This window comes from Saccharospirillum sp. ABV4_185 (assembly GCF_056159245.1).
This window is the reverse complement of sequence record NZ_JBSWUW010000001.1, coordinates 1982408-1996910: the sequence shown is the minus strand read 5'-3', so window position 1 is coordinate 1996910 and position 14503 is coordinate 1982408. Positions and strand designations below refer to the sequence as shown.

Below are 14503 nucleotides of genomic sequence, written 5' to 3'. Positions count from 1 at the left end.
AAGTGAAATTTTGGCTACTGTGGCGTGAGTTCTGTTTGATTAGCAGCGATTGCAGCTCTACTTGATTGCTCAAGAAATCTAGCAACCTTATCTTTATTGCCACTTTCTTGGGTGTTCACTCGCAAGAGATAAATACCACTCTTTTCTAAAACGCTATTCTTCAAAGCATCTCTAGCTTTTTGTTCGGGACTATCATGCGAGCCACCATCAACCTCAACCACAGCAAAGGGACGCTTACCAACTTTAAAGTACAAGACAAAATCGCAACTGGCGCGGTTACCTAAAAAGCGTTTTTCTGGACCTGTCAGATCGTATGTTGCTGGTGGCACCAACTGGCTTAGCAAGATTTGAGAATGGTATCTGATTCCACGATACGCAGTATCTGACAGCGCTTGGCGGAGCAGTTCAGCGACAATCTGTTCGGACTTATAGCGCGAATCTTCTGATCGTAATCGGTTATTAAGCCATTCGAGCGATTGATCGTATTCCCTGTATAGCAGGTCAAATTCTGAGACAACCGGCGCTCTATGTATCTGATCAGCTTTTCCGTAGTATTCGATGTAACGCACTAGCGCAGCGATGTGTGCATTATTTGCCAAGAAGACGTCATCTCCAGTTACCAAAGTAAATCGATCTTTGGCTCTGGATACCGCCACATTGACCATGCGAGCTTCATCAACAAAATCCAACCGTTCTTGACTTTGGTTATAACGCTTTTTGTCCAGCACAGTGGAAAAAACAATTTCACTGCACTCGCGCCCCTGAAACTTATGGACCGTTTCCTTAACAAAGTCATCCGGCAAATGATTATCAGAAAGTCGGGCTTGCGCTCGAAATGGCGCAATAAACCCTCGGCCGTCACTCCCCAACCAAATATCTTCCTGCTGAGCTTCGTCATCAAGAACCTTCAGTAAGGAATCGATCTCTCTTAAGTTAACGTTTTTTCGAGTGTGGTTACCCTTGGCTGTAATGATCAAGCGCAAGGGTGACTCACCTTTATCCTGCTTCATTGGTATTAGGGTGTTGTCATAAAACTGTTGATTGCAGAACTGGATAATAAGCGGATGGCAACGGTAGTGCTCTTTCAGCAAAGTTCTAGGCAAAGCGTCCTTGAAAACGCTGACACAAGAATCCAGTAAACTATATCGCTCACAGTCGTATTCATCTTCTGGAGCCTTAATACCCAATTTAGTCGGAATGTGGGCCAACTGGCGACTATCGCCAACAACGACCAGGTTTTTTGCACAACCGAGCGCCAGTATTCCAGGCAGGAGATCCTGCTGAGAAGCTTCGTCGATAATCACAAAATCAAGAATGGCTCCCGGCGCGATGGAATTAACAATAGAATGTGTACTGCTACCGATGATCGGAAAGCGACGTAAAAAATCGTCAAATTTATTCCGATATTTTTTTAACTCAAAATCTTGCTCTTTTGGAACTCTAATATTTAATTCATGCTTAAAATAACTCATTGACGATGTAGTCAACGATACTAGTAAATTCTCAAAATTGATCCGTTCTAGTGAATCTTCGCAGGCCTTCAACTCTAATTCTTTATGGTTGATACATTGATCATAGTAATTCATTTGCAAGGCATAAAAGATAGATAGCCGTTTTTCCTCAGAAAACGGCCTAGCACGCAGAATTCTAAAATTCAAAAACAGCTCAATGCGATCTTTAATCCGTATGCGTTTATCGCCCAAATAGGCGATGTAAGCCATTAAGTCGGTGACTTTACGTGATGATAATCCATATCTTTTAATTGAACCCGCTGGTTCTACATTGTTTTCCTGTTGCCATTCCTCCAAATAGCGACGCTCAATCTTTAACTCGTCGATCTCAGCACGCAACTGAGCGGCACGATTTTTATCGTGAAGATACTGCTTAATAGTTGAAAGCATCTCTTGAATAGAATCCATAGTAGGCACTGGTTGGGAGGACGGTGCCTTAACAGGCCAGGATGGAAGATCACGGAAAAAATCACGCTTGTTCTCACTGTTGCCCAGCTTAGCAATTAGATGACCTAGCCCGACTTTTTCCAACTTTTCATAAACGTTGCTGACCGCCGGATTATTGTTCGACAGTATAGCGACCGTTTGGCCACGAAGTAGAATATTTGCCAGGATGTTTAAGATGGTCTGCGTCTTACCCGTCCCGGGCGGCCCTTCAACCATACTGATTTGATGGCTAAACGCTCGCTCAACAGCCGTTAGTTGGCTTTCGTTTACACCGAACGGATAGATAAGTTCAACACCAGGTTCTTGTGCTGCATTTTCTCCCGCACAGTAGGCATGCAAAGCGGTGTCTGGGCGAGAGGGCAGACTCTCCAACTGACGAACAATATTGGCGGCTATAATGTTCTGATTGGAAGATTCTGTGCAATCACGTCGAGTTCTTGCGACATCTAAAAAATAACGTAAGACTGATGATTCCGTCATGCTTGTAGTCGGAAAAAACTCAACATTCTCCATTTTAAAAGGGTAAGGTCTGTCGTCCTTTCGATAATAAACAACGGCATATCGATCGCCATAAACAGTAGCGCTTTCAATACTATGAAAATCCAGACTACCGGTTCTTTTGAGTAGCTTCTCCTCCAGCTCTCGCATAGGAAGCACTCGGCAATCGGAAAGGGGGTGGCTTAGGCCTGGTCCTGATTGAAGTCGGTATTTTAATTGAAGCAACTGCTTTTCTTCGTCCCAAAATATCGACCAGCTGCTAACTTCCCTGGTTTTATCTTCTTTACCAATGTGTATTGAAATCATGGTTAAGTTAACTTGAGTCCTTTAGTTTTAAATCTTCAAAAATATAAAAACATCAATCTTAATTTCATATGGATTTGTTGTTTTAATATCAATCCAACCTTGCTCAAATTGCACTAACAGGGCGCCTACCACCCTCTCATCATAGTGAACAGAAAATCAAAAGAACTGATATTACAACATAACCGATCTTTAGAGATACATGCTTGCAGTCATCTTAAGGCGATAATTCACTTCAATGTTTTGGTATCATTTCTAAGGCTCGAACTCGTTCTTCACCAGCCGCTTGTGAACCTATGATTGTGTTATTAATAAATGCGGAAACACCAGGACCAGCGTGAATTTTTTTAATCCGCTCTTTTGCCGCATAGGCGTGCTTAATTCGGTAATAGACATCTTCCCACCACCATGCCCCATACTTCTTTATCAAGCTGTTCTTAACCGCATACATCCTTTTTTTACTTTCATTTCTTTCATCAGATGCGAGCAGGCTTGCCCATATCATTCTCTTTTGTGTATCACTCGGCTGCCAATTCTGTGTTTCTAGCTGTTTTATAGAATCCGGGTGTAATAATAATTTCTGTTCAGAAACCATTCTTTTAACCCACAAAGGCTTAGCCTGTTCGTAAGCTAAAGCCACGTCAACGCTGGAATAACCTTGTGTATGATTCCTCCAAGTCTCCAGCTCATCAATGTTACTCAAGGTGATGACTAATTCTTCTACAGTGCGATTACGCATAATTCCTTACACATTAATTAGGTCGATTTTTCATAGCTTCGTTTTATCAAGAACAATAAACAAGATACTTATCTTTAAAGAATCGTATGAAGCTGATTTCAGTTAAGGCAAAGCAATGATGGTTGATAACGCCACCGCCAAGTAAGAAAGATCCACTACGTACGCTACCGCCCAGCCGGTTACAGAGCGCGCCAAGTTCTTAATTATCCGCAATAGGGTTACGACTACGCCTTTTTGTGACGCATCTCAAATTTATGGGTGCGGTCATGTCCGCTTTTGGCGATGAACGGTGTTCCAAGATGCAGTATTGGTTGAAACGCTTTGTGTGAAAGCTTGGAAACAAATGCTTGAGTGGGAAAGTCGTGAGGTTTTGGTCCAGCAGTACAACATTAAAGCACAATAGAAAAAGCAACTTATATGTTTCTTTTTCTGCTTTCGATGGGATGAACACCTTAAAAGCAACAAATAAGTTGCCTTCTGTAAAATAAGCAACCAATATGTTGCTATTCACTGGAAAAGCAACATATACGTTGACCATGATGAAATCGATACTGCGACAGATAAGACGGCGGCGACTGGCTCTTGGCCTTAAACAGAGCGATATGATGATGCGTGTTGGCGTTTCGCGTCAGCAATATCAGCGTCTGGAATCAAAAGGCAACCCCAGGCTGGATACGCTGGAGTTGATCGCTAAGGGTTTGAATAGCGAGCTTGTACTCATTCCAAAGGAAAAACTTGGCGTTGTTTTGGCGCTCCTTGAGCAAGAGAGTTCCGAGCCAGGCAGCGCGCAAAGGCTTCAACCGGGAAATGGGGTTGAGGAAGAGGCAAAGGAAAGTCTTTCAGATGATCCGTGGCAGGGTTTGCTGGAGGATGAATCATGAGTGACGACCGTAGCAATGAAATAAACGTGCTTAAGTTGAGCTTGCACGGAAGATTGGTTGGCTATTTGGCTGGCTTTCAAAACGGTAAGAACGTGCTTAGTTTTGCCGAAGAATTCATAAATGATACAAACCGCCCCACATTCAGTTTGATCACTCATCCAGCATTTCCTCGTTCTAGACAGATACTGTCGGAACCTTGGGCAAAAAATCAAAAATTACATCCTGTTCTGTCTAACTTACTTCCTGAAGGCTCATTGCGTGAGTTAATTGCACGAGAGCTCAAAGTCCATACCGACAACGAGTTCCGTATTTTTTCATATTTGGGTGATGATTTGCCTGGCGCTTTGATCGCCGAGCCTTTGGAGCCTGACGATGTTCCAGGAAATATACTCAGTACTTACGGCGATGTTCGCGCAGTAAGGTTTGAAAAAATATCAGCGGAAAATAAATTTTCGCTGGCCGGTGTCCAAATGAAATTTTCAATGAAAGAAAAGGATGGACGCTACAACCTTTCCAAAAACGGCGTTTTGGGAGATTGGATTGTTAAAACGCCATCCACCCGGCATAAAGATGTACCTCTGAATGAATACACGGCAATGAAACTAGCTGAATCGGTTGGTGTCGATATTCCAGAAATAAAATTGGTTGAATTGAATAAACTCGACAATCTTCCTCCGATAAATCTACCCGACGAAAAGCTAGCTTTTGCAATTAAACGTTTTGACCGCAATGGTGACGCGCGCATTCACATGGAAGACTTTGCCCAGGTTTTGGTCAAATATGCGCATGAAAAGTACAACAACGCCAACTATGAACAAATCGGCCGACTCATTTACAGTTACTCTGGCAACAGCATAACTGATGCACAACAGTTAGCCAGAAGACTACTCGTTAATATTCTTCTAGCTAACGGCGATGCGCATTTGAAGAATTGGAGTTTGATTTATTCAGACACATTCACGCCCCGACTTTCACCCGCATACGACATCGTCACCACGAACGTCTATATCGATGGTGAAAAAAATTTCGCGCTCAACTTAGGAAAGACTAAAGATTGGTACGCCGTCTCAATGGAAAATTTTCAGTCGTGGGCTAATCATGCTGAGATTCCCTGGAAAGCCATAAAACCGCACTTGGATGATGTGATGGATAAGGCTCGAACTCATTGGCGGGAAATGATTGAAGACCTTCCAATGAATGAGACGCACAAGGAAAAATTGCAGATACACTGGCGTAATTTGCATGACGATTTTCGAATTAAGTAAGGTTTGAAGATTCCGCTAGTGCTGAACAAGGGATTCAACAATCTGTAACGTCAGATAAAAACAACCGGTTTGCGGGGGGATTACACATGGGCCTTAATGCAGAAGCAGGAGGCCTATCAGTCGAGCTAAAAATAACGGAGTTGGAGCGGTAACACCACGAAATGGATTAATCTGCCAAGGTCCGTCGATGCAATGATGATTAAGCGGTCAATCCGCCTTGACACGAGTCTGGTCAGGGCACGGTTGCTTCAAATCGAGTGGGTGTTTTAGACAGTCAAGTGCGGATCTCATCAAGGCCCGGGGTATCCTCAAGAAACCCCAATCAGAAGGCCGGATATATGTCAGTACGACTGCACTTTGTATCATTCCTTTGATTGATAATGGCAGTGGCAAAATAAAACAAAGGCGTTGGACTTTCGCCTAACCTGAAGGGCTGCTATGCCTTGACAGTGGTCGGACGTCCATATATGTCCAGTTAACTGGCAAATTCGCAGAGGTAAACGAGGCCATATAGATGACTCGCTTCCACCGATTTTGGAGCGACTCAATATCGATGCTGACAAATGGCTCTATACTTCAACGCACTTCGAAAGTTCCTTTAAAACCTTAGTTGGCTCAACACATTCTCTAATCAGCGCTTGCAAAAAACTCGGCTATCGACGCAGTGATTTGTCGTGCCTGAAATTTGCCACTGCTACTGCGTATATGTTTAAAAACCAACATCGAACGCATCAACCGTTTATATCGAAACTGAAATGCTTTGAAAGATCATCGCTTCAAATGTGTTTTCGCTAGAGTGGGTGCCCTGTTTAACTCAGTTAATGATTCCATATCCCACTTTTCTCAATAAAATAGTCCCCAAAGAACCAAAAAATAACACCAAGCGCTAAAACAAAAAATAAAACACAAGGGCCTGGCTGAATGGATAAGTAATTTCGAACAATCACCACCACACCAAGAAGTAAAAGAATACTTACAAAGACTATTAAGGCCCGCTGTGCTCTTTGAAGATAAAAAAGTCGCTCAGTGTTTGGCTGAACTGAGTTCTGAAGCTCCCATATTTTTCCGCTTAGCAAATCCTTAATGGCATCAATCTCATTTTTATCCTGAACCTCAAATACACTTTCCTCTTTTAACCTATAGCGACTTTGGGTGCGTATACTTTTTATGCAATACCAAACTGATCTAGAGACCCATAATGCAGCAGCCGCATACAGTATAATAGCGATCCATCCGACCTTCTCCGGATCGCCTAAAAAATTAGAAGCAATAAAAACCAAGAATGCCGAAGATGCACCGAGAGTACTTAATATAATATTTGCTCTTCGCTCTGCGGATTCACCACGAATACGCTCTAAGCTTGCCCTCTCATCCACAAATTCTTGGCATCTCTGAACAACGTTAATATCGTCAGATGACAGCATTTCTCTTATTGTGCTTATTGACTTCATTCACATATGACCTTTATTAACGACCAACGCATCGATAATACTATCTCTAATATTATGTATTCCTAGCTGTTCAACCCAAGCCCACTGCCCATTTGGGTTTAACTCCAGAAAGTAATAAACGCTATCCTTCCCAAGGACCAGATCAATAGCCGAGTACCTTAAATTGAACTTCTCAGTTATTTCCAAACACAAACTTACAATTTTTTGTGGCAAATTAATTTTATATTGCTTCAACGGTATTTTGTAACAATCAGATAGTCGCCAATCGGTCTTTGTTTCTTCATGGTCTTGAGATTCAATTGCCGTAGCAAAGACATCGCTACCGACAACTATAACCCTTATGTCATACTCTTTTTCTATATGGTTTTGAAAAATCATTGGTATAGCAGCGTAGCTCTTCATACTAGCTAATGACTCTTCATCTATCTTCTGAGTTGTTGCAACTCGCGCTTTATACCCATCAAAATCAAATCCATGCTTAACTGCTTTTGCAATTATGTTGCCTGAATGTGTTTGGTAGAATTTTTTAATGCTTTCGTAGTTCGCTCCCACATAGGTATCAGGAATCTTAAAACCAATGGAATTGGCTATAGTAAGCTGCTCTGGCTTGTTACTAGCCAGCAAGAGCCTGCGCGGCGCATTTAGCCAAATACTATCGTCTATTGCTCGCCATATAGACTTTAGTGTCTCCCCTACCTCTCTCTTCGCAAACTCCTTATCACCATCAACTATATTTAAATCGGGTATTTTAGGTTGCCGGATATAAGCTCCTGTGAAACATTTAACCGGCAGTGATTCTTTACCATATTTTCTTATCTCTACATGAGTCGCGCTTTCCTGTATTGAAAAGCATACATCCCACGATAATAGATAATCTTCGGTATTTATTCTTAAAAATGGAATACCTCTCTCATGTAGGCGAACAATCAAATAATCAGTGGCAAGGTCGGTTTTATTCGATACGATCAATAACAACTTTCTGCCTCCCTGTCAGGATCATCGTCGCCTGGGGCGGCAAGTGTCTTAGATTGAGTAGTCAAGCTACCACTTAGCAGCACTACTGGAATATCTTTGCCATCTACAGAATAATAATTAAGTCCTAGCTCCTCATCATAAGAACGTCCCACATCCATCTCTGGAAGCAAAGGAACAGATCTTGACAGGAGAAATGATTGATTTAGGAGTCTCATAGACTTCCTCCTGAATACTAGTACATAAATTCCACATCAGGATCTGGATCATCATCACCAGGTGCAGCCTCGGTTTTCGAGCCGGTAACCATTGCAGAAGACATGCATACTGGCGTACTTTTTCCGTTTAAAGGAATGGTATTAATATCAGCCTGATCATCATAAAACCAAGAGTCATTTTCAACTGCGCTCACGTCATGAGCTTTTTCTAAAAGGAAAGAACGGTTAATCATCTGAACCTCCAGTATCGTTTTTGATGTTTAACGCAGCAACAAAAGGCGAGCATTATCGAGTCTAGCCCACGCATTTTTATTCGGTTTTTCTTGCCTTGTTACATGTCATTATTTGCCAAATTTTTTATATAATTTTTCAAAGTGCTCATTAGCTTCAGTAGCATTTAGTGTTTGACGCTCTTCTATTTTTTTAGTGTTGTACTCTAATAGCTTTTGGATAAACACATCAAAGAACCCAAGCGGAAGTATTAGTGATACAACCACGGATATTACTATTACTTCAGTGAGCCAATCGCTGTTAGTGAAGTATGCTACGATCACGACAATGGCCAGAAGATATTTTAACCATTTCGATACTGAAGCAAAGCCCATTGCGGACGTAATGTCGCTAGTTAACATCTCATCTTTCAGGTCTCGCACAATCCTTCCTTTTGCAATTTAACGCATGGGCTCAGGCATCGGTTTGGAGCGCCAGCGAAATAGCGGTCGGCTGGAGTCCCTGGTTATGTGTTGATTTTATAAACATTTTCGCCAACTTCGTGTATTGCCGCCTTCAACACCTGCAAACATATTTTTGCAGTGTGTTGCCTCGGATTGAACCCAGAGCTCATCTGCTGGAACGGATGAATATAGTTCCGAAAGTCCCTCAGAGTGTGACTAAACTTTTGAGTATCGTGCTGTACAAGCCGGAGTTCGTAAGCAACATCAATGAACGCACTAAGTGACCATTCGTGAAATTGACGAACTTTTCCCGAACCATCCTTCGGTGATGAGGCTGCGGTATTGAACTGTTTGGGGTGCTTAATTGCTAAACCGAGAAGGATCCCCTCTAGAGTGCTGCCAGCAATAAAAATTACAGATAGATAAGCGCCAGAGGAATAGCATTTTTCAATCTCTTTGATTCTTTGCTCAAGTATCGCAGAAACCATTCCATCCAATCCGATTTTTTGCACTGATACACTGGAAAACTCTCTATTTAAGAATTCATCTTCTGTATCAATGCCAGTTTGGTCAGGCGCAGATGGCTCCTCGATTTCAACTTTCTCTAGTTTCCTAAACTGAATATCAGCTCCCTCGCGCACGACTTTCCACTTGTCAAAGGCAAGGAATTTATTCAACTCGGAAATGCTATTATCGAGGTCTGCGAGCCTATCTATGAAATTTGCAGGATTGAGCACCATTCTGATGCATTGATCTAGTTCCGGGGCGCCGTTAATTCGTTCCAGTTTTTCTTCAGTGTACATCCATCGCGATGGAAACCCTTGCCCGTATGAATCATTGAACCCCATGCTATTGAAGAAACGAACAAGCTGCGGACCTGATCGATACTCAGTCTCTTCGTTAATCAATAGGCGCAGTTTTTCAAGCGATTTAGGATTTAGAATCATTGGGAGCTTTCAGTTTCCTTGTAACGCTAACAAGACGCTCATTTTAAGTCCTTAAAAACGCAAGCCTTGCTTGCTATCAACGCCTACCCGCAATGAGCACCGGCATCACCACTAAGCCCTTCACAACAACCACGCTACCGCCCCGCCGGTTACAGGGCACACCAATGGTTTTACTTGTCGTCAGACGAAATCTGCGGTGCGTCTACGGTTAACGCTAAATGTGATGGAGTTCAAGATCAGGTGGCGCGGATGTGTCCGCTTTTGGGGGAGTGAACGATGTTCAAGAATGTGCATAACGCCCGATTTGGCGCCGTGCGCTGCGCGAAAACTCAGCGAGCAAGATCAACAACCTGAGGCTGCCAGGTGGGATGTTCGACCGGGGGTTCGCCGGCGTCGATATCGGCGCAGGTGGCGTAGCGAACAGTGGTGATGGGGTTCAGTTCAATGCTCAGGTTTCCCGATGCGCCGCTGGTTTGCCAATGCATCTCGAAATGCTGGTCCCATTATCGTGACTCTGCTCTGCAACAATGCTCACCCGGCTCGGTTCAATACCGACACGCTGCAATTGGTTGCGCGTTTCAATGTCGGCAATCTGCTGCGCCGGGCTCTGGGCGGCATCGCCGCGATAACAGGGTAAAGAGGGTTGGTCGCGGTGTTCGGAATCGAGCTGCGCCATAGCCTGCTCGGGTTCGATGCGGCCGTATTTGCGCAGCGCCGCATACTGGAGAAATGGGCCAAGGCGCTCGACCTGCCTGTTGATGCCCTGAGCCTGGATTAAGAGCGATCTCGCTGGCGCAGTTAGAACCCTCTCGCCTGGAAGCAATCCGGCAGATTAGCCGCCACAACCACAACACTGAGCATGCTCTTTGTATCCGGCTTCAATAGTGATGAGGTAGTGCCCCGACTTGCTCCTGTCCATGAACAGGGCGCTCACCGGCACTAACCTACCGATGGCCATGCTCCAGGTATTGATTCAAAGCACCACGCACCAGGTCATTAAGGCTTTTGTGTTCCCGTTCCGCCGCCTGCACTGCGGCCAAATGCAATTCATGCCCTACCCGCACATTGAAGGTTCCCTTGCAGGGTTTTTCAGGCTCGATACCTTGCTCAGTGCAAGTCGCCAGATAGTCATCCACCGCTGCTTCGAAGGCGGCCACCAGCTCTGGTACGGTTTGCCCTTCGTAGTTCACCAGCGGCCGGATGTAGCGCACTTTACCAAACAGCACGCCATCTTCGGGACTGGCTTCAATCGAACCGGTGTAACCTTTGTAGTTCAATTCATTGGCCATCAGAGCAGCCCCCCTTCTTTCAGTTTCTCGATAATCTGCTTGCGCGCGTACTGCTTCAGTTCATTGCCTGGGTGCGGCTTATGCAGGTTGATCATGTCGGTCGGGTTACCATTGTGAAACTTCACCCGAGAGCCCTTCCCTTCCTGTTTCTCATAACCCAGATGGCTCAGCAGTTTAACCAGATCCGACCATGTAAATGGCCCACTCAGATTAACCAGCTTAGCGATGAGCTTCTCTGCTCTGGTCATCTTCACTTCCTTTTGATGATGGGCTCATCCTAAGATCGAACCTTTGCATTAGCAACTATTTTTAGTTGCTAATGACTCCCCAGATGAAACCTCACCAAGATTCAGTCAGCTTTTTTCTGCCAATCCCGCCCAACAATATGCGTGGTCAGCAAATCCAAATTCAGCTCCAACGCACTGAACGCATAACCGAAGCTGGCGTAGGGGAAGAACAGCACCTGGCCTTGGCGGCAGGCGTGGAGGGCTTGGCACCAGCCGGGGAAGAAGTTGTTGAGGCCAGCGCGCACGGCTTCGGGGCCGTCTTCTGGGGTGCTGCCGTAGAAGTTGATCAGGAAGTCGGCGTCTATATCCATCAGCCGTTCCGGGCTGAGTGAGATCTGGCGTTCGTCCATTTGAGCGATCCAGTCGGGTAACGATAGGCCGAGGTCGTCGATGGCGACGGTTAAGGCGCCTAAGTCGCGATACACGTAGAGGGCGTCGCCGGCGGGAAACGAGAACACCACGCTGATGTCGGGTTTGGTTTCCAATGCCTCGAAGTAACCGCGGGTCTGCGCCAGTTTGCGTTGATAGTTGGCGTCCAGGCGTTGGTGGTTGGCTTGCTGGCCGGTTATCTCGGCCAGGCGTTGCATGCCTTCGCGCACCGGATATTCGTTGGGGTCGATGACTACCGTCGGCGCAATGCGCGACAGTGGCTCGGCCTGGGTTTCGATCATGGTGATGATCAAATCCGGCTGCAGGCTGGCGATGCGTTCGTAATCCAGTTCGTTGTAGCTGCCAATAAAATCGATGTCGCTGTTAGCGAAGGTGATGCCGAGCAAATCGGGTACGGCGCGCAGGTAGGGTTGGCCTTGGGCATCCAAACGGCCTGCACTGCCGACCAGCGGTACGCCCAGCTCCAGTAACGGCAAGGTCAGGCGGTTGTCGTTTTGCGAAATCACCCGCTGTGCTTGCAGCGGAATCTCGACTTCACGACCGGCGTCGTCGATCACGGTCTGGGTTTCGGCCAGTGCCAGCAGTGGGCAGAGCAGCACAGCCAGCAGGAGCGTTTTCAGCGCGTTCAGTATCATGGCGATTAATCCTGTTCGGGAACTTGGGTAGTCGGGTCGCCATCGATGGCGGTTTCTATCAATGGCACCAGCAGATCGACCGCGTATGGCAGGCTCAGCAGCGTGCCGTAAGACAGCGCGCCATTGCGCTCGGAGGTGTCGGGCAGGAAGATTTCACGGCCTTCTTGGTAGGCGCGTAATTGCGGCCGCAGCGGCAGTTTTTCGATCTGTTGGCGCGAATCCGCCGAGCTGTACCAGAACAGCAGGTCGGCATCCAAACGCGACAGTTCTTCTTCCGACAGGGTGATGTAGAACTCGCCTGGCTCGGTCAGCGCTGTAACTTCGGGCGAGACGGTCAGGCCCATGGCTTGGACCAACGCCACCGAGGTGTCTTCGGCGGAATAAACACCCACGCTGTTGTTCCAGTAGGTCGCCATCACGAAATTTTTGCCCTGCCAATCGGGATGCTGATCGGCGGCTTGTTGCAGGCGATTTTGCACCTCGGTAATGCGCGCTTCGGCCGCTTCGGTGCGATTCAACACCCGGGCGACCAGGCGCGCGCGTTGATCCCAGGTCAGCGCGTAATCACCAACGCCCGGCGGCACCGCCACCACGGGGGCAATTTTGCTCAACTGCTGATATTCCTGAGCGGTAATGCCGGAGCGGATGGCGATGATCACATCGGGTTCGGTGGCGGCAACTTGTTCGAAGTTCAGCTCACCACGTAACACTTGCGGTTGTTCGGTGACCAGCGGCTGCGCCCAGGGCCAGTAGCTGTTGTCGTAATCGCCGAACCAGTAACGCACCGTTAGCGGTTGGAAGCCCAGCGCCAGCAAGTTATCGCCACCGGCGTAATCGATTGAAGCGACGCGTTCGGGCTGGGCGGGAATGATGGTGGTGCCGAATTTGGTGTCCAGACTGAGCGGGTATTGGGTGTCGGCCTGAGCAAAGGCAGCGGCAACACTGAGGGTGAGCAAAACGGCGTAACGACGGAACACAGAACCAGGGCAGCGCATCTTATATCCTTCACTTGGACCAAAACGTTAATGATAACAATTCCCATAACGTTTTGTGATGCGCTTTGTCGAACTCAGCTTACCGCTTCAACAACGACCGGCTGCCAGGTGCCGTAAACCGCCGGTGGCAGGCCTTCGTCGATATCCGCACAGGTGCCGTAACGAACGCTGGTGATGGCTTCCAGCTGTACATACAGCGCGCCCTCAGCACTGGCGGACTGCCAGTGGGCGTGGAAATCGAGACCGCCTGCGCGGCTTGCCGGCAGCTCGGTCAGATCAATGTTCAACGGCACTGTGCCAACCGATTGCAGATGCTCGCGTGCCGCCACATCGGCGACTTGCTGCGCCGGGCTTAACCGGCCATCGCCACGGTAATTGGGCAAATAAGGTTGGTCGGCCAGCTCGGCCTGCAACAGCGCGCTGGCCTGCTCCGGTTCGATGCGGCCGTATTTGCGCAGCGCCGGAAACATCAGCGCCGAGGATGCCAACCGACAGCCGCCCAGATGGCTGCTCTGCCAGATTTCAAAAGCGTCGTCATAGGCTTGCGCCGCCTGATCCAGGGCTTTGAAGGCGGCGTTGCCAAACTTGGCGCAGCATTTGTCTTTTACGCCGTGGGTGCAGCACAGCAGGATGCGGCTGTGCACCGAACCCAGTTGCCAACGCGCCAACGACTGTTGCTGTTGCAAGGCATTGAGGAATTCAGCCAATTCTTCGCGTGGGACGTTAAAGGCCAGACATTCGGGCATTAAGTAAGCGCGATGCACATCACCGCCTTGATCGGCGCGATGGATCAGATTGACGCGACGGCCGGCGGCCACCAGGGCGCGAATCTGCTCGGACACCTCCGGCGTCATCGACTTGGCCTGATGGTAGGTCCGGGTCCAGTCGCCAATGGGCCAACTGAGTAAGAGGTTATTGGGCAGATGCGCTGCGGTACCGGGCAGCGGCTCGCCAACCTCCTGACTGTATTGAGCGCAAAACTGCGTCATCGATGACTCCGC

At 47.1% G+C, this 14503-nt stretch carries 17 protein-coding genes; 3 read left to right on the top strand and 14 right to left on the bottom strand.

The genetic code is table 11. From position 1 onward, the window contains the following. Positions 1-14: 14 nt before the first annotated feature. Positions 15-2762, bottom strand: a complete 2748-nt coding sequence (locus ACXAE6_RS09320) for an AAA domain-containing protein (protein ID WP_475146705.1) — start codon at positions 2760-2762, stop codon at positions 15-17. Positions 2763-2994: 232 nt separating this feature from the next. Next, complete coding sequence (locus ACXAE6_RS09315; protein WP_475146703.1) at positions 2995-3498, bottom strand: hypothetical protein; 504 nt, start codon at positions 3496-3498, stop codon at positions 2995-2997. Between the two features lie 497 nt (positions 3499-3995). On the opposite strand from ACXAE6_RS09315, the gene ACXAE6_RS09310 reads away from it, so the two are divergent. Together ACXAE6_RS09310 and ACXAE6_RS09305 are read left to right on the top strand one after the other, a co-directional pair. Continuing rightward, a complete protein-coding gene (locus tag ACXAE6_RS09310) occupies positions 3996-4379 on the top strand; it encodes a helix-turn-helix transcriptional regulator (RefSeq protein ID WP_475146701.1) in 384 nt (127 codons plus the stop codon). Continuing rightward, a complete protein-coding gene (locus ACXAE6_RS09305; RefSeq protein WP_475146699.1) occupies positions 4376-5644 on the top strand; it encodes a type II toxin-antitoxin system HipA family toxin in 1269 nt (422 codons plus the stop codon). Before ACXAE6_RS09310 ends, ACXAE6_RS09305 begins: the two co-directional genes overlap by 4 nt. A gap of 818 nt (positions 5645-6462) precedes the next feature. On the opposite strand, the gene ACXAE6_RS09300 is transcribed toward ACXAE6_RS09305, so the two are convergent. The 7 genes from ACXAE6_RS09300 to ACXAE6_RS09270 form a co-directional block, all read right to left on the bottom strand. Further along, positions 6463-7095, bottom strand: coding sequence for a hypothetical protein (locus tag ACXAE6_RS09300; RefSeq protein ID WP_475146697.1), 633 nt, complete (start codon positions 7093-7095; stop codon positions 6463-6465). Then, complete coding sequence (locus ACXAE6_RS09295) at positions 7096-8070, bottom strand: MvdC/MvdD family ATP grasp protein (RefSeq protein ID WP_475146695.1); 975 nt, start codon at positions 8068-8070, stop codon at positions 7096-7098. It lies immediately after the preceding gene. After that, complete coding sequence (locus ACXAE6_RS09290) at positions 8061-8285, bottom strand: hypothetical protein (protein WP_475146693.1); 225 nt, start codon at positions 8283-8285, stop codon at positions 8061-8063. Before ACXAE6_RS09290 ends, ACXAE6_RS09295 begins: the two co-directional genes overlap by 10 nt. Before the next feature lie 17 nt (positions 8286-8302). Continuing rightward, positions 8303-8518: a hypothetical protein gene (locus ACXAE6_RS09285; RefSeq protein WP_475146691.1), complete on the bottom strand. Its 216-nt coding sequence runs from the start codon at positions 8516-8518 to the stop codon at positions 8303-8305. 108 nt (positions 8519-8626) lie between these two features. Continuing rightward, entirely contained in the window at positions 8627-8938 is a 312-nt protein-coding gene (locus tag ACXAE6_RS09280) for a hypothetical protein (protein WP_475146689.1), read from the bottom strand. A gap of 83 nt (positions 8939-9021) precedes the next feature. Continuing rightward, a complete protein-coding gene (locus ACXAE6_RS09275) occupies positions 9022-9906 on the bottom strand; it encodes a hypothetical protein (RefSeq protein ID WP_475146687.1) in 885 nt (294 codons plus the stop codon). 329 nt (positions 9907-10235) lie between these two features. Beyond that, complete coding sequence (locus ACXAE6_RS09270; RefSeq protein ID WP_475146685.1) at positions 10236-10391, bottom strand: hypothetical protein; 156 nt, start codon at positions 10389-10391, stop codon at positions 10236-10238. Positions 10392-10549: 158 nt separating this feature from the next. Between ACXAE6_RS09270 and ACXAE6_RS09265 the strand changes: the two genes are divergently transcribed. Continuing rightward, positions 10550-10684, top strand: a complete 135-nt coding sequence (locus ACXAE6_RS09265; protein ID WP_475146683.1) for a hypothetical protein — start codon at positions 10550-10552, stop codon at positions 10682-10684. A 166-nt stretch (positions 10685-10850) separates the two neighbouring features. On the opposite strand, the gene ACXAE6_RS09260 is transcribed toward ACXAE6_RS09265, so the two are convergent. The 5 genes from ACXAE6_RS09260 to ACXAE6_RS09240 all read right to left on the bottom strand — a co-directional run bounded on the left by ACXAE6_RS09260 (position 10851) and on the right by ACXAE6_RS09240 (position 14491). Continuing rightward, complete coding sequence (locus tag ACXAE6_RS09260) at positions 10851-11195, bottom strand: type II toxin-antitoxin system HicB family antitoxin (RefSeq protein ID WP_475146681.1); 345 nt, start codon at positions 11193-11195, stop codon at positions 10851-10853. Further along, positions 11195-11443 (bottom strand): type II toxin-antitoxin system HicA family toxin, encoded by a 249-nt coding sequence (locus tag ACXAE6_RS09255; protein ID WP_475146679.1) that lies wholly within the window; start codon positions 11441-11443, stop codon positions 11195-11197. The genes ACXAE6_RS09260 and ACXAE6_RS09255 overlap by 1 nt, the downstream gene beginning before the upstream one ends. 101 nt (positions 11444-11544) lie before the next feature. Then, complete coding sequence (locus ACXAE6_RS09250) at positions 11545-12507, bottom strand: ABC transporter substrate-binding protein (protein WP_475146677.1); 963 nt, start codon at positions 12505-12507, stop codon at positions 11545-11547. Between the two features lie 5 nt (positions 12508-12512). Next, entirely contained in the window at positions 12513-13502 is a 990-nt protein-coding gene (locus tag ACXAE6_RS09245) for an iron-siderophore ABC transporter substrate-binding protein (RefSeq protein WP_475146675.1), read from the bottom strand. Between the two features lie 74 nt (positions 13503-13576). Beyond that, entirely contained in the window at positions 13577-14491 is a 915-nt protein-coding gene (locus tag ACXAE6_RS09240) for a sucrase ferredoxin (RefSeq protein WP_475146673.1), read from the bottom strand. Positions 14492-14503 lie beyond the last annotated feature (12 nt).